Origin of the sequence: Solobacterium moorei, from assembly GCF_036323475.1 — a bacterium.
Lineage (GTDB): Bacteria > Bacillota_I > Bacilli_A > Erysipelotrichales > Erysipelotrichaceae > Bulleidia > Bulleidia moorei.
The window spans coordinates 1,156,843-1,177,173 of the sequence record NZ_AP028934.1 but is presented as its reverse complement, the minus strand read 5'-3'; the positions used below and the strand labels follow the sequence as shown (position 1 = coordinate 1,177,173).

The 20,331-nt window shown below is 37.9% G+C and carries 18 protein-coding genes and 1 other annotated feature; of the genes, 1 reads left to right on the top strand and 17 read right to left on the bottom strand.

Annotated features, from left to right (window positions below):
* Positions 1 to 2 precede the first annotated feature (2 nt).
* On the bottom strand, positions 3 to 1,370 hold the full coding sequence (locus RGT18_RS05935; RefSeq protein ID WP_028077285.1) for a DEAD/DEAH box helicase: 1,368 nt from the start codon (positions 1,368 to 1,370) through the stop codon (positions 3 to 5).
* A gap of 56 nt (positions 1,371 to 1,426) precedes the next feature.
* Between RGT18_RS05935 and ispH the strand changes: the two genes are divergently transcribed.
* The gene (gene ispH / locus RGT18_RS05930; protein ID WP_028077284.1) at positions 1,427 to 2,338 is read left to right on the top strand and encodes a 4-hydroxy-3-methylbut-2-enyl diphosphate reductase; all 912 of its coding nucleotides are present in this window, start codon (positions 1,427 to 1,429) and stop codon (positions 2,336 to 2,338) included.
* On the opposite strand, the gene RGT18_RS05925 is transcribed toward ispH, so the two are convergent.
* The 16 genes from RGT18_RS05925 to RGT18_RS05850 form a co-directional block, all read right to left on the bottom strand.
* On the bottom strand, positions 2,319 to 3,020 hold the full coding sequence (locus tag RGT18_RS05925; RefSeq protein WP_006525462.1) for a pseudouridine synthase: 702 nt from the start codon (positions 3,018 to 3,020) through the stop codon (positions 2,319 to 2,321). The two genes, ispH and RGT18_RS05925, sit on opposite strands and share 20 nt — an antisense overlap.
* Positions 3,021 to 4,664, bottom strand: coding sequence for an oligosaccharide flippase family protein (locus RGT18_RS05920; RefSeq protein ID WP_028077283.1), 1,644 nt, complete (start codon positions 4,662 to 4,664; stop codon positions 3,021 to 3,023).
* Positions 4,665 to 4,678: 14 nt separating this feature from the next.
* Positions 4,679 to 5,182 (bottom strand): hypothetical protein, encoded by a 504-nt coding sequence (locus tag RGT18_RS05915; protein ID WP_028077282.1) that lies wholly within the window; start codon positions 5,180 to 5,182, stop codon positions 4,679 to 4,681.
* A 72-nt stretch (positions 5,183 to 5,254) separates the two neighbouring features.
* Complete coding sequence (gene tyrS, locus RGT18_RS05910) at positions 5,255 to 6,502, bottom strand: tyrosine--tRNA ligase (RefSeq protein WP_028077281.1); 1,248 nt, start codon at positions 6,500 to 6,502, stop codon at positions 5,255 to 5,257.
* A gap of 43 nt (positions 6,503 to 6,545) precedes the next feature.
* Positions 6,546 to 6,744, bottom strand: a binding site (T-box leader).
* On the bottom strand, positions 6,741 to 7,745 hold the full coding sequence (locus RGT18_RS05905) for a LacI family DNA-binding transcriptional regulator (protein ID WP_006525458.1): 1,005 nt from the start codon (positions 7,743 to 7,745) through the stop codon (positions 6,741 to 6,743). Its footprint overlaps the feature before it by 4 nt.
* Before the next feature lie 10 nt (positions 7,746 to 7,755).
* Positions 7,756 to 8,442, bottom strand: a complete 687-nt coding sequence (locus tag RGT18_RS05900; RefSeq protein ID WP_028077280.1) for a hypothetical protein — start codon at positions 8,440 to 8,442, stop codon at positions 7,756 to 7,758.
* Positions 8,435 to 8,824, bottom strand: coding sequence for a hypothetical protein (locus RGT18_RS05895; protein ID WP_028077279.1), 390 nt, complete (start codon positions 8,822 to 8,824; stop codon positions 8,435 to 8,437). The genes RGT18_RS05900 and RGT18_RS05895 overlap by 8 nt, the downstream gene beginning before the upstream one ends.
* 152 nt (positions 8,825 to 8,976) lie before the next feature.
* On the bottom strand, positions 8,977 to 9,246 hold the full coding sequence (locus RGT18_RS05890; RefSeq protein WP_028077278.1) for a hypothetical protein: 270 nt from the start codon (positions 9,244 to 9,246) through the stop codon (positions 8,977 to 8,979).
* Between the two features lie 133 nt (positions 9,247 to 9,379).
* Positions 9,380 to 10,759: a UDP-N-acetylmuramate--L-alanine ligase gene (gene murC, locus RGT18_RS05885; RefSeq protein WP_028077277.1), complete on the bottom strand. Its 1,380-nt coding sequence runs from the start codon at positions 10,757 to 10,759 to the stop codon at positions 9,380 to 9,382.
* 72 nt (positions 10,760 to 10,831) lie between these two features.
* The gene (locus tag RGT18_RS05880; RefSeq protein ID WP_028077276.1) at positions 10,832 to 11,674 is read right to left on the bottom strand and encodes a hypothetical protein; all 843 of its coding nucleotides are present in this window, start codon (positions 11,672 to 11,674) and stop codon (positions 10,832 to 10,834) included.
* Positions 11,675 to 11,775: 101 nt separating this feature from the next.
* Complete coding sequence (locus tag RGT18_RS05875) at positions 11,776 to 12,450, bottom strand: hypothetical protein (protein ID WP_028077275.1); 675 nt, start codon at positions 12,448 to 12,450, stop codon at positions 11,776 to 11,778.
* A gap of 31 nt (positions 12,451 to 12,481) precedes the next feature.
* The gene (gene trmB, locus RGT18_RS05870) at positions 12,482 to 13,135 is read right to left on the bottom strand and encodes a tRNA (guanosine(46)-N7)-methyltransferase TrmB (RefSeq protein ID WP_028077274.1); all 654 of its coding nucleotides are present in this window, start codon (positions 13,133 to 13,135) and stop codon (positions 12,482 to 12,484) included.
* A 47-nt stretch (positions 13,136 to 13,182) separates the two neighbouring features.
* Positions 13,183 to 15,405, bottom strand: coding sequence for a polyribonucleotide nucleotidyltransferase (gene pnp / locus RGT18_RS05865; protein ID WP_037403212.1), 2,223 nt, complete (start codon positions 15,403 to 15,405; stop codon positions 13,183 to 13,185).
* 90 nt (positions 15,406 to 15,495) lie between these two features.
* The gene (locus RGT18_RS05860) at positions 15,496 to 16,161 is read right to left on the bottom strand and encodes a GIY-YIG nuclease family protein (protein ID WP_162141204.1); all 666 of its coding nucleotides are present in this window, start codon (positions 16,159 to 16,161) and stop codon (positions 15,496 to 15,498) included.
* Positions 16,161 to 19,604 (bottom strand): FtsX-like permease family protein, encoded by a 3,444-nt coding sequence (locus RGT18_RS05855; RefSeq protein ID WP_051240869.1) that lies wholly within the window; start codon positions 19,602 to 19,604, stop codon positions 16,161 to 16,163. The genes RGT18_RS05860 and RGT18_RS05855 overlap by 1 nt, the downstream gene beginning before the upstream one ends.
* The gene (locus RGT18_RS05850) at positions 19,604 to 20,305 is read right to left on the bottom strand and encodes an ABC transporter ATP-binding protein (RefSeq protein ID WP_006525448.1); all 702 of its coding nucleotides are present in this window, start codon (positions 20,303 to 20,305) and stop codon (positions 19,604 to 19,606) included. Before RGT18_RS05850 ends, RGT18_RS05855 begins: the two co-directional genes overlap by 1 nt.
* Positions 20,306 to 20,331 lie beyond the last annotated feature (26 nt).

The window sequence follows — 20,331 nt, the reverse complement described above, 5'->3', positions numbered from 1 at the left end:
ACTTATGAAAGTCCTTCTCTATCTTTTCTTGCACGTTCTTTATACATAGCCTTTTTCTCTTCACGAATCTTGCTACGAATCATTTCACGTTTCTTCTGACGATGTACGCGATCAATGGCAGCTGCACGTTTCTTCTTATAGCCTGGTTTTACCTTTGTACTCTTCTTCGTCATAATCATAGCAATCTTCTTTTCTAGTTCATCATCCGTCTTAAGACGTCTTTGTCCGTATGGATGTAGTGTCTGCCAACCACTAGTACGATGACGGGCATGCTCAAACTTAATACCACGCTTTTGTAAGGAACGAATTGCTTGATCATCACTTTCTTGATACAAGGCATAGCATGTACCTTTAGAACCTGCTCTACCTGTTCTTCCTGCACGATGAATATAGTATTCTAAGTCTTCTGGGAACCCACAAGAAATAATATGTGTTACTTCTCCAATATCAATACCACGTGCAGCTAAGTCAGTCGCAACGACGTATGTATGTTCCGCATTGGAAATACTCTTCATCGCTTGCTTTCTCTTGCGACTTGTTAAATCACCATGAATTTCACTGACAGATACTTTGTTCTTGCGAAGTTCTTCCGCAATTGCAGAAGCTTCTTGACGTGTATTAGCAAAGATTAAACATACATATGGTTGAAAGCCAGGCAAGATTGATAAAATCGTCTCTGCATAGCTATGATGATAACAAGGTACCAACACATGCTTAATATCTGGATTAAAGCGTACTTTCTCACCAATCTGATATGTGATTGGATGATGCATGTACTTATTGATAAATGGCTTTAACTGGTCTGGCATTGTTGCTGAGAATGCAAGCATCTGTAAATGGTCACCCAGCCTTCCTGCAAAGGCATCAATTTCATCTAAGAATCCATACTCAAGTGTCATATCTGCTTCATCCACCACAAGCATGATTGCTTTATCAATACGCAAAGTACCACCATTTAGGAATAAGTCCTTAATTCTACCTGGTGTCCCGACAACGATATGTGGTTGAGACTTTTCAAGTTGCTCAACGTCCTTACTTCTCTCACGTCCACCAACGTATAAACGTACACGAAGTTCAGGAATAACTTCTGTCATAACTTTCGCCATCTCATAAATCTGTGTTGCAAGTTCACGTGTTGGTGCAGTAATAATCACCTGTGCTTCATCCTTATTAGGGTCTACCTTCTCCATAATTGGAATTAAGTATGCATGTGTCTTACCAGAGCCTGTACTAGAAAGACCAATCACATCCTTGCCACGTAAAGCAGATGGAATCACCTGTTCTTGGATTGGTGTTGGTTGTTTGAAATGGTTCTTCTCAATAAAGGCCATTGTTGTATCTTTTAGATTAAAATCTTCAAATTTCTTCATTTTATCACCTATAATTAGTATAACCGATTTTATTTACGGTTTGAAAGGACTCTGCTATGGAAATCATAAAAGTCATCCCTAGAGGGTATTGCCAAGGTGTTGTTCGTGCAATTCTCATTGCCAAGAAAACAGTCAAGGAAAACCCAGATATCCCTGTTACCATGTTAGGCATGATTGTGCATAATCAATTTGTAGTTGATGCTTGCCGCAAGTTAGGCATTCACTTTGTTGAGGATAAAAATAAGACCCGTATGGAACTTTTAGAAGAGATTCCAAACGGTATCGTTATCTTTACTGCTCATGGTGTTAGTGACGATGTAATCGCTGCTGCCAAAGCAAAGGGACTTACCTGTGTAGATGCGACTTGTCCAGATGTCATCCGCACACATAACCTTGTCAAGGAACATAGTACTATTGGTGATATCATCTACATCGGTAAGAAGAATCATCCTGAATCTGAAGGAACTGTTGGTATCTCTGATAAGATTCATCTTGTAACATCCATTGAAGATGTAGATGAACTAAAGAAGTTATCGCTCAAAAATATTCTCATAACCAATCAGACAACGCTTTCTATGCTAGATACAGCCGAAATCATTGCACATTGCAAAGGAATATTCCCTGACGCAACGGTCGCAAAGGAAATCTGTAACGCCACTAGCAAGCGCCAAGAAGCGGTACTGCAACTACAGGATATTGATTTATTGATTGTTGTTGGAGATGCGCGTTCCAATAACTCCAATCAACTTGCGCATATTGCTAAGCATGCAGGTATCCAAGAGTCCTATCTCATCGATAGCGTTTTAGATTTAACACCTGCCATGATTGACAATCATAAGAGAATCGCAATTACAAGTGGTTCTTCTACACCAAACTCTATCACCGACCAAGTCGTTGACTTCTTAAATGAATATGCACGTACAGGCATCTGGCAATTACCAAAGACTGTTAACGTGCAATTGATCTAAGATCTTCTAATTCCTCCTTTGTAAGAGGTCTATATTCACCCGGTTTTAAAGTTTCATCTAAAACAAGATTCTTCATACGAAGACGTTTTAGATAGACAACTTTATCACCAACTGAATTAAATATGAATTTAATCTCATGATACTTCCCCTCTTGAATAGTCAGAGTACAAGAAGTATCAGAGATTTTTTTATATACTGCCGGTTTATAACTTACACCATTGTATGTAACACCAGATTCAATCTTAGCGATATCCTCTTCTGTTAGCGGTAGTGTATGTTCAACGTAATACTCTTTTTCGACATGTTTCTTCGGTGATAACAGTTCATGTGCCAAAGGACCATCATTGGTAATCATGAGTAAGCCTTCGGTATCCTTATCCAATCGTCCACATGGAAACATACCTTTATAGTCTTCTGTGATTAAATCTAAAACTGTAGGACAGTTTTTACCTTCGGTAGCACTGATATAACCAGCCGGTTTGTTTAACATGTAATACACATATTTCTCATAAGTGACTGGTATATCGTCCACAAAAATTTCTGCTGTATTTTCATCAACACGCATGTCAGACGACTTTGCGATTTCGCCATTGACACGTACACGTTTTTCTTTAACTAGTTTCTTGACTTCACTGCGGCTTCCAACACGCGCATTTGCTAGGATACGATCTAGCCGCAACATTTACGCACCTCGACGAAGAATGCGATTGAACATTCCACGTAAATCTCGATGGAAGATCGATTTTGGTAAGCGGAATAATTCGCTACTAGCAAAGTATACGCCCATTCCCAAGCTTCCGATCATACCGACTAATACAATCGCAAGTAAGCGAGGATACTGCGTAGGATCAATGCCAATCCAACGTACAATAACATAGATACCATTCATCGCAAAACAACAGATAATAATCTTCAGCAAGCGAATGATCATATTCTTCACACGTACTGGATATGTCTTTTGAATTTTATAGATACTGAGCGCGATGAAGGTAATCTCGCAAAGAATACTGGAGATGATTGCGCCTGAATAGCCAAATAAATAACAACATGGATAGAACGTTACAACCTTTACCAAGAAGCCGATTAAGAAGTAAATCAAAGTATGTCTTCTCATCTTAAGAGACAATAAGATTGATAATAATACGGGTGTAACAGTTGTGCCAAACGCTAAGATACTGGACCAGAATAACGCTACTTGTCCATATTCCAACTCCTTAGCACCATACATGATGTAATAGATTGGACCTGATAAAGCAGCCATTGATACACAGACTGGAATCACAATATAGAATACTGTGCCAAGACAATCTTCAAGAGACTTACGTAGTCCCTTCCAATCCGCATGAACCAAAGAAACAGTGATAAATGGGACGGCACCAGCCGCAAAACCATTCCCAATTACCTGTGGAATCGATGTTAATTTATCACAGTTTGTCTGGATAATACTCAACAGCATCGTTGCTTGACTATGTTGCATCCCCAAGCCTTCCATCACAGACACAAAGAAATTTGTATTCACAAGTACCTGTGAATTTGCCAAGATAGAACTTAACAAGAACGGAATCACATACATTACAAACTCACGAATAAGCTCTTTGATTGCGACGGAGTTTGTAGACTGTCGTTTAGCCTTTTGCTGTACATCCCTAAAGTGTTTACGGTCAAAGTTCATAAACTGTAGTAAGGCTACCATCGCGCCGACACCAGTCCCGCCTACCGCTGTATAGATATAAACAATCTTTGGAAGATGTAGAATGTACACAACAAACCAACCTGCACCAAGTAAGAAACCTACACGTACAAATTGTTCAATGACTTGTGATAGGGAATATTGCTGCATTTCCTTGGCACCTTGATAATATCCACGATAGCTATACAAAACAGATACAAGGAATAAGGCCATCGCAAGAATGACAAATGAGTTCTGCATCGCCGCAAGTTCATTAGCAGAATATGATATACCACCTAATGCGCGAGCTGCCAGTGGTCCTGAAAAGCCAATGAATAATACAGCCATCGCAAAACCAGAAACCATCAATAAACTCGTCGCTAAGATACGTACTAGTATAACTGTCTTATAGTCATTTTTAGAAAGATACTTTGCGACTAGTGCTGCTAAGGCAAACGGGATACCCGCACTACAGATCTGTAACAGAATCGTATAATAATCAAACGCTGCAGAATAATAAATCATATCCTGCTGTCCGACAATTGCTTTAAATGGGACGATATAGAACAAACCGATTAGCTTTGTAATAAAGATGCCCGCAGAAGTCGTTAAGGAACTGGCAATAAACGATTTTTTAATTGTATTTGTTTCTTTCATGTATCCAACTCCTCTTACTTCTCATATTTTAACTCTTTTTGTATGTATTGTTTGATAACTTGTTTGTTGTCTTGATCACGCCATTCCACAACAAGCTTCAAATCGACGTGGTCTTTAGAACTTTCCCCACTGATAACAAGTCCCTTCATCAAACCTTTTGATTTATCTACTTGATTTGGTACAAGTGATACATCCGTATCAAAAATACCTAATGATGGCATCATCTTGTCATTATCCGCAAACGCAATATCATTTTCCACCGCAAAAATACGGCAATGATACATCTCTGTCTTAGGATTATCTATAATCACATAATAGCGATATGTACCATCAGATAACTGTGTCATCTCAGTACTGATTGAAAAATAATCACTAGATTCACGATAGTTTTTTGTATTTAAAACTTCTGTATAATAACTCTCATATAATTCCATGGCCGCATTTGTTTCTGTGTCTTTTTTAGCACAGCCAGATAACATGCAGATACAGATTGCAATGACCAATAAACATCTATACATACAAATACCTCGCCTGTAATTATACCATAGAACAGTTATAAAAACGGATAGCCTTTTGACTATCCGTATGCACTAGAATGTTAATACAAAGTAATTCTTTTTCCCTTTTTTAAGGATAGAGAATTCTTGGTTGATAGCTTCTGACTGATGTAATACAGCCTGAATATCTGTGACCTTATTGCCATTAACTGATACAGAACCCTGTTCAATTAACTTACGTGCTTCTGATTTAGACTTGCATACTTCTGCCGTAACAAGCGCATCAATCAAAGTCACACCATCTTCTACAGCTGCCTTCTTTGCATCTGCTAAACCTTCCTTCATCTCCTCTGGAGATAAAGTCATAATATCACCCTTGAAGAATGTCTCAGTGATACGTAGTGCCTTCTTTAATCCATCTTTACCATGAACAAGTTCCGTTAGTTCTGCTGCTAGTACCTTCTGTCCTTCACGCTTTTCAGGTGCGTTCTTGAGAGATTCTTCATAACCCATGATTTCTTCTGGTGTATGGAAGCTAAGTCTCTTAAGGTAGTCTACGATATCTGCATCTGGTGTATTCAACCAGAACTGGTAGAATTCATACGCATTTGTACGAGCTGGATCTAACCAGATATTCTTACCTTCTGATTTACCAAACTTAGAACCATCACTCTTTGTAATTAATGGTGAAGTAATACCAAATACCTTCGCATTATCACCCTCCATCTTACGAATAAGCTCCATACCAGAAGTTAAGTTACCCCATTGGTCAGAACCACCAATTTGAATCTGACAGTTGTACTTCTTAAATAAGTTATACCAGTCGATAGACTGTAAGATCGTATAACTAAATTCTGTATAAGAAATGCCAGAATCTAATCTCTTCTTGATTGTATCCTTCTGTAACATGTAAGAGATGTTAAATAACTTACCATAGTCACGTAAGAAGTCCAATAAATGCATCTCACCCAGCCAGTTATTATTGTTTTCCATAATAGCTGCGTTAGAGCCTTCAAAGGATAAAAACTTAGCAAGCTGTTCACGGATGCATTCAGCATTATGAAGTACTTCTTCATGTGTTAAAAGCTTTCTTTCCGTTGTAGGACGTGGATCACCAATCATACCTGTAAAGCCACCGCATAATGCGATTGGTTGATGTCCTTGTAACTGGTAACGACGTAATAATAGGATTTGTTGTAAGTGTCCTACATGGAGAGAATCTGCTGTTGGATCAAATCCACAATAAATCGTTGTTGGATTCTTAAGCTGTTCACCTAGTCCTTCCTTGTCTGTGCAATCTTTGACTAAGCCACGCCACTGTAATTCTTCAATAAAATTCATATACTAATCCTTTCCTAGCGCCATAATAAAAGACGCCCATATTTCTAAGGACGCCTCAGCGCGGTACCACCTTAGTTTACGAATCATCGTACACTCATTTCTCTTTAACGCAGAGTAACGGTTTACCTTTTGAGATAAACAGCTCCTAGATGTATTCATCACCAATACAAAATTCCTTTCACCAACCGGAATCTCTCTACACATGCATACATGTGACTACTCATTCTATTCAACGCTTTTAGTTCTTTGTTGTCTGTCTTGGAGTAAACAGATAACTTAATTCAATGCTTTCGCCCTTTTCTTCGTGACTTTCTTCTTCGTTCTGTAATAACTTTGTCATGACACGCATAGAAACAGCGCCTAAGTCATAGGAAGGAATGGAGAAACTAGAAATCTGTGGACGTACCATGGAATTATACTTCGTATCAAGCACACATACAACTTCCATTTCGTCCGGAATAGAAATATTATTTTCTCTACTTGCGTTTAACAATGCGAAGCATTGGGAATCTCTATTTGCAATAACAACATCATAACGATGGTCTTTCATCCACTTCGATAAGAATGCATAAGATGTACGTGCATCAGAAGGAATAGAGATTGCTCCAGTAAACTTCTTACCACGAGCTTCATATGCTTTCTTTGCACCAGTAACCATCTTCTCATACTGCTGTGGATTCTTACGGTCTTCTAAAATACCAATATTATCTTTACCCTCTTCTAAGAACTTCGAAACAAGTTCAAAGACAGCCTTCTTGATATCGACATAAACACTACTAATACCCTTACCATTAATCTTGTTACCAATGACAACGATTGGGATATTGTACTTGCTTAGCGCATCCATATCACCAGCAACCAGCTTATCGTTGAAGATAACAACACCATCCACATGTGACTTGATAATATCCTCAATCACAGTATTGATATCTGTAATACCAGCTGTGATTGTATGTAACATGATATTGTAGTTATAAATCTTAGCTACATCAATCAAACCATTAATCACTTGACCAGTATAAGTAAAACTAGCTTCAGGAACTACCAAACCGATAGAAGTAGACTTCTGTAACGCAAGACCCTGTGCAATCGCATTTGGTTTATAACCTAACTTTTCAACAGCAGCTTCAACACGTTCCTTTGTAGGTGCTTTTACAACGTTTGAACCGTTGATTACACGGGAAACAGTAGCCAGCGAAACGCCAGCTTCTTTAGCGACATCGTAGATTGTTACTCGTTTCATCGTATACCTCCTACTTCTCATCCTTTGAATGAATCATATTTCTTACTGTTTCAATACTCTTATCTACAGCTTTTTTTGTAGTATCCTTCACTTTTTGTATCGTATCCTGCACATCTGGACGATTTACAAAATCATTTACCTTTGTAATTGTCTTTTGCGTTGTATCCTTGATAACATTTGTGATTTCTTTTGTCTTAGGTACGATATAATCCTTGGCTTGTTGATAAGCATCGCTTGCTTTATCAGATACTTCCTTCACTTTAGGTTCTTGCTTAATCTCATCAAGTTTAATCATCGCTGTATCATAAGCCTTAGTTGCATTCTTTTTAATATAATCTAATGTTTTACGAATATCTTCGTTTTCATTGAGCTTTTCTGCCTTTTCCTTTACGACAGACGCCGCCTTCTTTGTCTTATCGACAACTTCCTCTTTGACCGTATTAAAAGTCTTAACAGTTGTATCTTTCATCTGCTGTAATGTTTCCGCATGCGGTGCAATAAAATCAGGAATCTTAAACTGTTCATCTTCCTTTTCAGAAGTTTCTTCAGTTGTAGTCTTTCCTTCTTCTTCCGTACTTAATTCTTGAATTTTACGTTTGAGATCCTCAACAGTCTTTTGAATTGATTCAATAGGCTCAGTGCTGTCATCAAACTCGTTGAATGTAGATTTTTCATCTTTCTTTAATTCATCAGCCATTTGTAGTCTCCTTTTCAACTTCCTGAACTTGAGCAGGAAGATCATCCTCTGGATTTACACCAGTTTTGATTGTTTCTTTTAAAGAATCTAACTTATCATTTGCAAAATCTGTCATCTTGCCAATCGCAGCAGATGTCTTGTCATGAACCTTATCAAAGGTTTTGCTGTATTTGGCAACAGTATCTAGCGGTGCTTGAACCTTCTCGATACTCTTATCTACTAAACGTAGTGTAGGATCCAAACCTTCGATTGTTTTCCTTAAAACATCGACTGTCTGCCACACCTTTCGTAATAGGATACACAAAAAGACCAAAACTACCGCTCCTATGATTGGTAATAGTTGTGTACATACGATTTGTAAATCCTGTATCAATTGATCCATATTGATTACCTCTTTCCAACATTATAGTCATTTATGAAAAAGTTTTCAATAATAGAATGCGCTTTCGAAAAAATACTAATAAATCAGATATTTCTATTTTTAGTACTATATTTGAAGTATTTGATGCAATTATCTACATAAAACTAGATTCATTATTTACGTAGCGATATCAGTACTAAAATCACAATTATGAAAGGAATTACAAGAATCAAAAGTTCCGCTTTATTTTTGAATATCGTAGTTTTATTTGGATTATATTTGCGATATAACACATAGCAAATAATAGAACCTAACAACAATCCTAATGAAGCAACTAATCCAATCACCACAAAAACACCTTCTGCCCTCTGGGCTAAAGTCGCAATGATATAAGACACTAAAATACAGATATATCCTGCATACTCAAAGACTTTATATTTCATAAATCCTCCTATATTAAGTGAGAATGAATGCAATCTAAGGATGGTATTACTTTTATTTATGTTCATTATATGATGTTTGACGATTATCATCAACAAAACAAAAACCGATTGGTTTTATCCAACCGGCTAAATGTTATTTCACTAATTTTGGTCCAATATCTGTGACATTCCCAGCACCCATGGTAATACATAGGTCACCTTCTTCAAGATGGCTACGTAGATAATCTACAATTTCCTCAAAAGTTGGTAAGTAGAATGATGTTACTTTACTTTGATTCATTAACTTCGAGATATCTTCTGCACTAACACCTGTTGTATTCACTTCACGGGCTGCGTAGATTTCCGCAAGTATTACGACATCCGCATTCTCTAATGCCTTTGCGAATTCCGGTAATAACGCAATTGTGCGTGAATACGTATGTGGTTGGAATACAACATACAACTTTTTATGTGGGTAATGTTTTGCGGCATTGAGTGTTGCTTCAATTTCCTGGGGATGATGTGCATAGTCATCGATGATTGTTGCACCATTACACTTACCTTTATATTGGAACCGACGATCAACACCACTATAGCTTACTAGACCTTGTTTAATTGCAGTAAAATCAATACCGATGCTATATGCAGTCGCAATCGCAGCCAATGCATTATCTACATTATGCTTACCTGGAACGAGTAGTTGTACATCACCCAGTTTTTCATCCTTGTAATATACCTCAAAGCCAGGGTTTCCTAATGCATCATATGCAATATTCCTTGCATGCATATCACCATCTTCGCCAAAAGTAATGACTGTACCTTTAAAATCACCAATAATATATTCTTTATCTTGAATACTATGATTGATAACGAGTGTTCCACCCTCTTTGATGCCAGATGCAAACCTTCTAAACGATAAACGAATATCATCTAAATCCTTAAAGAAGTCTAAGTGATCTGCTTCAACGTTTAAGATGATTCCAACAAGTGGTTTAAGCTCTAAGAAACTATTTGTGTATTCACAAGCTTCCGTTAAGAATGTTTGTCCTCTTCCGACACGAATATTGCCACCAATATGTGCAAGCATACCACCAAGACTAATTGTTGGATCTGTATTAGCTGCCATCAAGATATAGCTCAACATAGATGTTGTAGTAGTCTTACCATGTGTACCACTGACAGCGATACTGTGCTTGTAGTTTTCCATAAGTTCGCCAAGTAGTTCTGCACGTGTCATCATAGGAATTTTCTTTTCTACGCTTGACACATATTCAGGATTATCTGGATGAATCGCAGCTGTGTATACAACTACATCAATATCATCTGTAATATTCTCCGCCTTTTGACCACCGTAGAATACTTTCGCACCATGTTGTTCTAGCATCTTCGTTAGTTCTGTTTCATGGTTATCAGATCCACTTACCTGAAAACCACGATCTGCCAACACTTTTGCAAGACCACTCATACTGATACCACCAATACCAATAAAGAAGATATGTACTGGCTTATTAAAATCTAATGTATATCTTTCCATAAGACCTCCAAAAAATAAACGGTCGACATCGAAAGCGAATCTCTTTCAAACATTAACGACCGTTTTGATTAACTATTTATGTGAACTATGATCGTTCAAACTTGAACGAGAGATAATCGTTGTGCTATCTTCAGCAGTTTCTTTTTCCAAATCACCAAAGCTTAGATTTGGGAATAATTGGTCATCATTACCAAAATCAAATTCAGAAGTTGCTGTTGAACCAAACAAATCATCCTCTTCCTGCTTTGGTTCTTGATCACGAGTGCTGAGAATATCATCCAATGAGAATTCTGGAATCTCATCCTCAATTGTTGGTGATGGAATCTTTACAGGCTCACTCTTCTTCACTGTCTCAGTCATAACAGATTCTTCAACCTTCACAACTGGCTTAACTGGCTTTTCAACAGCGATGCCATACATAGGTGAAAGAATTGGTGTAACATTCTTTTCAAACTTAGCCTTTTCCTTCTCAGTAAGTTTAGAAGTAGTTGTCTTTACAGCATCCATATCTTTTTCATCAATACCGAAAATAGGACTGATAACCGGATTAAAACGGTATTCCTTAGAAGGCTTAACCTCTTCACGTTTTACTTCAGACTTAACAGCTGGCTTCTTTTCTACTGGTTTGCTATCCTCATCATCAAGATTAATCATAGTTGACTTCTTAGGTTCATTATCTAAAAATACTGAGGATGTCTTTACAGGTGCTGGTTCAACAGGAATTGTTGGTACTGGTGGAATCTCAGAAACCGGCTCGGGCTTAACTGGAATTTGTGCTGTCTCCTCTACAGGAGTTACTTGCGGTTGTACAGCAGGTTTAACTGGAGCAGAAGCTGAAACTTGTTCCGCTTCAGTGTTGTCTTCTACAAATTCATCATCATCCTCAAATAATAAGTTTTGTAATTTCTTGAGCATAAGGTCTATCCTTTCTTATATACAATAGTATTTTATTCTATTTCTCTTTCCTTGTTAAGTTATATCTTATCATAAAATAACGCGTTTTAAGTATGTTTTCATCAATTATCAGTTATTTTATTCTTATCTTTTTTATTATCGATTCGTGTCTTATCCTCAATTAGTTCTTGCAAGGTACCCTCTTCAGGCGCAATATCCTTATAAAGATTGATTGCTTCCCCTTCATAATTGATAGCACTTTCATGTGTATATACTTGTAGAACAACATCTTTACGCACAACGACACTACGAGCAATAGAGTACATTTTTCCCGCAAGTTCTGTTGCTCCGCCAACATCTGAAACCCCAAACAAATTCACTGCTGATGATGTAAAAAATACGGCATAATGACGATCAACCTGATAGATTTCGCATACATAACTTACTGTTTCATCTAGCATATTTTGAAAGCTTCCTGTATTTTTCGCAATCGGCTTTTGTGTATAGATAGATTGCGTAATATCAGTTGAAGAATCCATAATTGCTTGTACGTTTAGGTTCATCACAAACTTTGTGGATTGATAGCTAAACTCATTTGACGTCTCGGTTGAACGATAATGTCCAATCGATGGCTCTGTATAGTAAGTATAGAATGGTTTTCGATGACTTGCACTTGGGATAGGTAACGCACTCACTGTTGCAATCTCTTGATCTAGTCTTTCTTGCATGGCTTGACTAGACTTTGTACAACCAGTTAATACAATACATAATAGGATTGCTAAAATCTTCTTTCCCATATCTTACCCCTTTGCATTATCGTATCATAGTTTATTTATGTCTGCATGGCTTGGCACAAAGTTGATAAATTGGTTGACCAAGTTCCATAAAGCGTGTTTCATACTCTGTAATGACATCTTCCGCATGTTCTTTGCGACGGAAGTCTACAGAGAATTCTGTGAGTGTAAAATCATTCTGTAAGAAATACAACACTGAATCTTCAAATAGATCTTTATTATCTGTTTTCATGCGAATGTATCCATCTTCTGTTAAGATATCGCGATACATCCCTAAAAACTTCGCACTGCTAAGACGACGTTTATGATTGCCTTTCTTTGGCCATGGATCAGAAAAGTTCAAATGAATCACATCAACCTCTCCAGTCGCAAACCACTCCTGTAGTTGTTCGGCATTGGCAATGATAAAACGCTTATTCTCTAGTAATGGATTTTCTTCTTCCACTGCATGACGTGCAGCGACTGCACCCGCACTAATATCTTTTTCAATTCCTACCCACGCTTCATTTGGATAAAGTTTAGCCATGCCGTTAAGATATCCACCTTTACCAGTACCAATCTCTAAATGTAATGTTTCGCGTTGTAGTAATTGTTTCCATTTGCCTTTATTTTCTACTGGGTTTTGATAGACAAAATCACGATGTTCTTCAATCCATGGTTCTGCCCATTTCTTTTTACGCATACGCATAGTTACTTTTCCTCCGAAAAAGAAGGCTGTACGCCTTCTTTTATTGATTATTCAGCGTTTTCTTTTTTTCTGAAAACTCTGCGTTCCACGTTAGCACCTTCGCGTTTTTTATGGAAATTTGCTTTACCTTGTGGTTTAAAGTTCTTCTTTGGTTCTACATAGCCTTCTGGCTTTTCTAGACATTCCTTAGCAGAAACCTTAACCTTACCTGTTGCATCAACACCAGTAACCTTAACCCTAATTACATCACCTACGTGTAATGCATCTTGAATCTTCTCTACACGAGTCCAAGCAAGCTCACTTACGTGGAGTAATGCATCAGTTCCTGGGAACAATGTTACAAAGGCAAATGATTCACGTACTTCTAATACTGTCGCATCATAAATGTCGCCAACCTTTGCTTCACGAATCAAGTCTCCAACAATCTGCATTGCCTTATCAATCATGTCCTGTTTTGTATGATAGAATACGCATTTACCATCATCTGTGATATCTATCTTGATGCCATCACAAGCAGCGATAATCTTATCAATCTGTTCGCCGCCCTTACCGATAACAACACGAATCTTCTCTACTGGAATCATCATCTGAGCCATCTTTGGTGCCCATTCAGATACGTGATCACGTGGCGTGGAGATTGCTGTTTCCATATTGTCTAAAATTTCCATACGGCCCTTATGCGCTTGCGCTAAAGCTTCGCGTAGGATTTCTTCAGAAATACCAGTTACCTTGATATCCATCTGTAAAGCAGTGATACCGTTCCGTGTACCAGCCACCTTAAAGTCCATGTCTCCATAGTGGTCTTCCATACCTTGAATATCTGTCAAGATAGAGTATGTATCACCAACTGTAATAAGACCCATAGCCACACCAGCTACCATCGCCTTAATAGGAACACCAGCAGCCATCAATGACATTGTGCCTGCACAAATACTTGCCTGTGAAGATGAACCATTTGATTCTAATACTTCTGCACAGGTACGAATTGCGTATGGGAACTCTTCTGCTGTAGGTAATACCTGTAAAAGAGCTCTTTCACCAAGGGCACCATGACCAATTTCACGACGTCCAGGAGAAGACATACGTCCAACTTCACCAACAGAGAATGGTGGGAAGTTATATTGGTGCATGAATCTCTTTTCAGTTTCTGTTGTTAAGTCATCAATCAATTGTGCATCGCTTAATGGACCTAATGTTGTAACAGATAATACCTGTGTTTCACCACGAGTGAACATCGCAGAACCGTGTACACGTGGTAGTAAGTCAACCTGTGAATCCAACGGGCGAAGTTCATCTAGTCCACGTCCATCTGGACGAATCTTTTCTTCAGAGATTAAACGACGTACTTCACCTGCTTCAACTTCAACACCATATTCATGTGCTTGTTTAACAGCCTTCTCACGTGCCTTATCATCTTCCCATTCTAACTTAGCAACTTCTTCTTCCATTTCGGCAATCAATTCATCAATCTTGCCGTAACGTTCAAGTTTGCCCTTGATAGAAACTGCTTCACGAATACGCTGTGCACCCTTTTCATCAACCAACTGCTTAACAATGGGATTAATTTCATATAAAGAAACTTCCATCTTTTCCTTTGCGCACGCTGCGATAACTTCTTCTTGAATTGCACATAATTCCTTAATTGCATCATGACCAATCATCAAGGCCTTGAGCATATCTTCTTCTGATACTTCCTTAGCACCTGCTTCGACCATGTTGATGGCATTCTTTGTACCAGCAACTGTTACATTTAAATCAGAATTCTTTTCCTGTTCAACGCTTGGATTAATGATGTATTCACCATCGACACGCGCAACCATTACACCAGCTACCGGTCCGTTGAATGGAATATCTGAAATACATAGTGCTAATGATGAGCCAAATAAGGATGCCATCTCAGAACTAGCGTCTGGATCGCATGATAATACTGTATTAACGATTTGTACTTCATTACGGAAACCTTCCGCGAATAAAGGACGAATTGGTCTATCAATTAAACGCGCTGTTAATGTTGCATGTTCTGTCGGTCTACCTTCACGACGTGTAAATCCGCCAGGAATCTTACCTGCAGCATACATCTTTTCCTGATATAAAACTGTTAATGGGAAAAAATCTGTATCCTTTGCTTGGTTGTTTGCTGTTGCTGTAGACAGTACTGTTGTATCCGCATAACGAATAACTACAGAACCTCCTGCTTGCTTGGCAATTTCACCGTTTTCAACTGTCAATGTACGGCCATGAAATTCCCAACTCTTCTTGTACTTTTCCATTTTTCTTCTAACCTCTGTCTGTTCTCGACTTTTCAAATTTTCAACATTCCCATTGTATCACAGCCACACTGTAAATTGAATATGTCTTTGTTATGCTTCAATGCACCAAAGACCATGTTGATTACAGTATGCATAGACCGCAATAACTGGCTCATCTTGATAGAACTTTACTTCTGGTTTTTCACCTTCATCAAAATATACAACACGATAACCCTTTTCATATTGCAAAATCACAAAGGCAATATGATGGTTACCATCCATCGGATGATCATCGCTAGCAATATTTACTGAGAAAGAATCGCCATTACGGTTGATAACTGGTTCATGCGTTTCCCAATCCTCATTGTTTTGCACAGGTAATTCGATAAATTTTTCATCTTTGCATAAAATCTCCGCAGCCACATCATTCATATCCATGATGACCTTACCACTACTTGGCGCATAGAGAATATGTAATTCCCGGTTAAACTTTGCTCTCCTAAATTTCTCTTTATCAAATAATTCCACATTTGTTAATGGACTTTTAATTAACTGTGCTTTTTCTTTCTTTGTCATTTGTTTGATCCTCCACTCTCTTCGCATCGCTTCCTTCTTCGTCACATGCATTTCATAATACGCGATGCGTAAGGGACGATGTGACTTTGTATACTTAGCCCCTTTTCCATTTAGATGGGCTTGAAACCTTTTTTCTAAATCATTGGTCCAACCAGTATAGTAAGTATGGTCTTCACATTCCAGTATGTAGGTATAATTCATTATTCTACACTCTTTAGACTCTCTACCATACGGATACTATTTAATCTCTTGGTCATCATACAATTAACAATCACACTAAATAGTATCGTTAAAACAAATGCATATAAGAAACTTATCCATTTGATATTTCTACCAAACATCAAATAGTCCATCTCAACCGTACGCATAATATAACGATGTAGCGCAATCCCTACCGGAATTCCAACGATACCACCGATTCCAGCAAGCAAATTGTTTTCTTTAAAAATGTACTTCTTAACCTCAGATCTTCTAAAGCCAAGAACTTTCAAGGTCGCAATCTCGCGTTGTCTTTCACTGATGTTAACAGTAATTAAATTACTCAATACAACAAACGCCAGTAACATACTTGAGAAAATGAGCACCCAAATAATTCCATTCAAACCTTTAACCATGGAATAGAAATTATCTAGTTGTCCATTGAATAAAGAAATGCCTTCAACACCTTGAATCGTTGAAATATGATTTGCGAGTAACTTCTGAGCTACATCATCACCTGTCGTAGATAGATAGACGGTATTACTACCGGCATCTTTGCCAAATACTTCTTTGTAATATTTACGACTTATCAAAACAAAGTGATTGACATACATCTCAGTGATACCACTGACGTTTACCTCATGTGGGCTTCCTTCCGCATCTTCGATTGTAATCTTATCTCCAATATGAACATCTAGATTCTCTGCTAACTTCTCGTTGATGATAACACCATCATCTGTAAGTGAAATTGGTTTATGGCCTACACGTGTACGTAAGTTAAACTCCCGACATACATCCTCTTTATCAAAAACATGAACAGTCGCAGTCTCATCCACTTTATCATCATATGTTTTTGTCGTATAAACAAAACCCTCTTGTGCATCCATAACATTCTCAGTTGATTGAATTTGTTTTAGTGCCTCTGCTTTGATTTGATCACTTGCATCATCTTCAAAGTTAACCATGCCATCATATTGAATAATTTCTTTAAAGTTAATATCAACCATGTTGGAAATAGAATCACGAATACCAAATCCAATTAACATGAGTGCAGTACATCCTGCTACACCAATAATTGTCATAAAGAAACGCTTCTTATAACGGAAGATATTTCGCATGGTTACTTTATCTGTAAAGCTAAGATGATTCCAAATCAATGGAATATTCTCCAAGAATGTCTTCTTACCCATTGGTGGTGCTTTTGGACGCATCAGTTGTGATGGCACATCCTGTGTATCTGCTTTGCATGCAAACCAAGTCGCAATACTCATCGCAAAGATAAAAAGTATTGCAGTAAAACCAATCAGCCCAGAAGGTATTACAAAATGAATTGGAGGTAAGATATACATCATTCTCCATGCATGATAAATAATAATCGGAAACGAACTAAGTCCTAAAATACTTCCCACAACAATACCGATAATTGTAGCGAAGATCGCATAGAATAGGTACTTTGATGTACACTGCCATTTCGTATAGCCAAGTGCGCGTAGAGTACCGATTTCATTACGTTGTTCTTCAACAAGACGTGTCATTGTCGTTAGACATACAAGTGCCGCTACCAAGATGAAGAATACTGGAAATACTCGCGATATAGCCTCCATTTGGTGAATCGTATTCTTGAAAGTCACACTTGCATAATGAGATTTACGATCAAGTATCGTCCACTCTCCTTCTGCTAAATCATCAATCTTCTTTTTAGCATCCGTCAATTTTGCCTTAGACAGATTCAACTCTTCCAATGCATCATTTAACTTCTTTGCACCTTCTGTAATTGCAGTATTTAATTGTGCTTCACCATCTGCAATCTGCACTCTAGCATCCGCTAACTTATTTTCGTTTGCATATACTTCTTGCCAACCCGCAGTAATCTTAGCCTGACCATCCGCAATCTTTTGATTTAAAGTTGCTTGGCCTTGACTCAGTTGTTGTTGAGCTTGATCAATCGCCGTCAAACCATCAGTAATTTGTTGTTGAGATGCAGGAATCGTTACCGTTAAAGCATTCTGAACATCCGCAAGGTCAGCGGTATATTGTGTTTGTAAGTTCTGTAATTCAACCAACCGTTCTTCCTTTGTGGATGCGGTTAAAGAGAAGTTTTGGTCAATTTGTTGTAAGTGATTATCTAAAGCAGCTTGTAAATCCGAAACCGTTTTACCAGTATAGCCTTCCGGAAACATTGCTTCACATAATGGCCTTAACTCTTCTCGGAACATTATTAAAAACGTTAACTGCGTTGATCCACTAATTCCAAACTTTTCAATTCCTTGACGGAATTGAATTTCCGTCTGATATAAACGAATCGCATCTGGTAAAGCAACAAGTGCCTTTGTTAAATCCTGTTCATTCTGTTCAAGACTAGCCTTTTGATTGTTTAAAGTTTGTTGACTGGATTGTAGTATCTCTCGGTTTTGATTGATGATTGCCTGTTGATTATCAATCTCTGCTTGTCGATTAGCCTTTTCTGTATTCAAAGTATTCTGCGCATTATTTAGATTTTCTTTTGCGTTAGCAATCTCCACTTCCCCAGCAGAGACACTTGCTCTACTATCGGATAATTTTTGTTGGGCATCCGCAATTTCTTTTTGATATGTTTCTAGCGCATCCTGATATTGCTTTGTACCCTCGATGTACTTCTGCATCCCATCGTTATACTCGCGCATTGCGTCTTCTTTAATTTTGAGTGCAGTTATTTTTTCTTGCGTTGTCGCAAGTTCTTCAATCTTCTTTTTTACATCCGCAATATACGTTTCATATGAATCTGAGAAGGAAGATAGTTTTTTGCCATCATCTGTTACGATATTTAGCTCTAAATAATTTGAAGAATCAAACGCAGTCGAAGGAATGTATAGATACGAATTAATTGGTAAGTTGTCTAACGTACTAGTTTCTTTAGACATATTTAGATATAGAGGTGTATCAATAACACCAACAACTGTCACTTCCTGAACAGGCAAAACACCACTTCGAGAACCATCCGGAAGTGATAGTTTTACTGTATCTCCCACTTCAAAGCCTGACTTTATATTGCCATTTCGCTCCGCAACAACTTCATGGTCATTTTCAGGCATACGTCCTTCTACAAGTTTAAAGCGATTGATTGTATGTGATGAATCATAAGAATGAATTCTCACAAGTTGTGTTCCCTTACTATCTGTCGCAATCTCATCTACAAAGTAAGCTGGCTCAACTGTACGTACAGAGTCTACCTTCTTTAAAGCTTCTATATCATCCTCTTGAAAACCATAATTTGAATAGATTGTAAAGTCCTTTAAATCGTAACTATCATCATAGGAATCAACACTAGCAGCCATCATCGGTGCACTGGCACTAACACCAATAAAGAACGCAACACCAATCGATACAATTGCGGATAGTGAAAAGAACCGACCTTTTGTCGACTTGATTAAGCGAAATACATTTTTGTGAAATACCTTTTTCGCCATTACCACTCTATCTCCGTTATATCCTTTGGATGATCATTCTTTTCAATTGAGATAACTTTTCCACTTTTGACATGACAGACTAAATCTCCCATCGGACAGATGGCCAGATTATGTGTAATGATAATGACCGTCATGCCATGATTACGTGCTGTATCCTGTAGTAATTGTAAGATTTGTTTCCCTGTTACATAGTCGAGTGCACCAGTTGGTTCATCACATAAAAGTAACTTAGGATTCTTAGCAATTGCTCTAGCAATCGCTACACGCTGTTGTTCACCACCGGACAATTGTGCAGGAAAATTATTCATACGATCTTGTAAGCCCACCTGTGCCAAAACCTTTTTTGGATCCAGTGGATTTTTACAGATTTCTGAAGCTAATTCTACATTTTCCAAAGCAGTAAGATTCTGTACTAAGTTATAGAATTGGAAGACAAAACCAATATCAAAACGACGATAGTCAGTTAACTCTTTTTCATTCATCGCATCAACATGTTTTCCATCTACGATAACAGAACCACTTGTGACAGTATCCATTCCACCAAGAATGTTTAAAATTGTACTCTTACCAGCACCACTGGCACCAGCCACAACGACAACCTGGCCCTGTTCTACTTCAAAGTTGACACCATCCAATGCATGAATATCGATTTCACCAACATGATATGTTTTTCTTACTTCTCGAAATGTAATATAGCTCATGACTTATGTCCCTTTTCCTATCTAAT

Bases quoted from the DNA above. Each gene is read 5' to 3' on its own strand.
- RGT18_RS05935 (WP_028077285.1), bottom strand. From the start codon at position 1,370: ATGAAGAAATTTGAAGATTTTAATCTAAAAGATACAACAATGGCCTTT.
- ispH (WP_028077284.1), top strand. From the start codon at position 1,427: ATGGAAATCATAAAAGTCATCCCTAGAGGGTATTGCCAAGGTGTTGTT.
- RGT18_RS05925 (WP_006525462.1), bottom strand. From the start codon at position 3,020: ATGTTGCGGCTAGATCGTATCCTAGCAAATGCGCGTGTTGGAAGCCGC.
- RGT18_RS05920 (WP_028077283.1), bottom strand. From the start codon at position 4,664: ATGAAAGAAACAAATACAATTAAAAAATCGTTTATTGCCAGTTCCTTA.
- RGT18_RS05915 (WP_028077282.1), bottom strand. From the start codon at position 5,182: ATGTATAGATGTTTATTGGTCATTGCAATCTGTATCTGCATGTTATCT.
- tyrS (WP_028077281.1), bottom strand. From the start codon at position 6,502: ATGAATTTTATTGAAGAATTACAGTGGCGTGGCTTAGTCAAAGATTGC.
- RGT18_RS05905 (WP_006525458.1), bottom strand. From the start codon at position 7,745: ATGAAACGAGTAACAATCTACGATGTCGCTAAAGAAGCTGGCGTTTCG.
- RGT18_RS05900 (WP_028077280.1), bottom strand. From the start codon at position 8,442: ATGGCTGATGAATTAAAGAAAGATGAAAAATCTACATTCAACGAGTTT.
- RGT18_RS05895 (WP_028077279.1), bottom strand. From the start codon at position 8,824: ATGGATCAATTGATACAGGATTTACAAATCGTATGTACACAACTATTA.
- RGT18_RS05890 (WP_028077278.1), bottom strand. From the start codon at position 9,246: ATGAAATATAAAGTCTTTGAGTATGCAGGATATATCTGTATTTTAGTG.
- murC (WP_028077277.1), bottom strand. From the start codon at position 10,759: ATGGAAAGATATACATTAGATTTTAATAAGCCAGTACATATCTTCTTT.
- RGT18_RS05880 (WP_028077276.1), bottom strand. From the start codon at position 11,674: ATGCTCAAGAAATTACAAAACTTATTATTTGAGGATGATGATGAATTT.
- RGT18_RS05875 (WP_028077275.1), bottom strand. From the start codon at position 12,450: ATGGGAAAGAAGATTTTAGCAATCCTATTATGTATTGTATTAACTGGT.
- trmB (WP_028077274.1), bottom strand. From the start codon at position 13,135: ATGCGTATGCGTAAAAAGAAATGGGCAGAACCATGGATTGAAGAACAT.
- pnp (WP_037403212.1), bottom strand. From the start codon at position 15,405: ATGGAAAAGTACAAGAAGAGTTGGGAATTTCATGGCCGTACATTGACA.
- RGT18_RS05860 (WP_162141204.1), bottom strand. From the start codon at position 16,161: ATGAATTATACCTACATACTGGAATGTGAAGACCATACTTACTATACT.
- RGT18_RS05855 (WP_051240869.1), bottom strand. From the start codon at position 19,604: ATGGCGAAAAAGGTATTTCACAAAAATGTATTTCGCTTAATCAAGTCG.
- RGT18_RS05850 (WP_006525448.1), bottom strand. From the start codon at position 20,305: ATGAGCTATATTACATTTCGAGAAGTAAGAAAAACATATCATGTTGGT.